Raw genomic sequence first — 576 nt, 5'->3', positions numbered from 1 at the left:
GCGTCAGTTCACCGGGACCGGTCTGGTTAATTTTTCCCCGTTCGTTAGAGATGTCAGGCGTCGTGAAGTGGATTTCCCGCGCCACTAACTGGCCGCCGTCGTTGTTAAACTGGCCCGGTGTTTTCGCAATAAAACGGCTGGCGTTGACGGTGGCGTGAGCCGTCCTTATTCCCGCTTGACCGGCGGTGAGTTGAATCTGTCCGGCTGCGGTCTGGCTGTCGCTCAGGTCAATCTGCTGACTGTGGATAGCCAGCGTATCGGTGGCCAGATTTTTCCCCTTCGCCTGAACCTGCCGCGCGGTCAGGGTTAATGAGCCGGGGCGGGTGGTGTTGCCGTTATCATCCAGCCCGGCGGCCCACACACTGCTGTGACCACTGTGTATCGTGCCTGCTCTGGCGGTGATATTGCCCCGTGCCTCAACCCGGCCACTATTGTTTAGTTGTTCGCCGGATTGCAAGGTCACTGTCGATTGCGACAGGAGTTTGCCCTGATTGTCTATCTTTGCGGTACTGGTTAACTGCAACGCGTCACGGCTGCTGAGGGTGCCGAGGTTCTCTATCCGACCATCGGCGGTGA

Annotated in this window: 1 protein-coding gene; it reads right to left on the bottom strand. The window is 58.3% G+C overall.

The genetic code is table 11. The annotated features are described in order from the left end of the window. Positions 1-576 (bottom strand): hypothetical protein (locus C5471_RS23500; protein ID WP_166296645.1); only part of this gene is annotated, 576 nt, incomplete at both ends.

The sequence above is a fragment of the Photorhabdus tasmaniensis genome (assembly GCF_011189505.1).
Taxonomy (GTDB): Bacteria; Pseudomonadota; Gammaproteobacteria; order Enterobacterales; family Enterobacteriaceae; genus Photorhabdus; species Photorhabdus tasmaniensis.
This window is presented reverse-complemented; position numbering and strand designations above follow the sequence as displayed.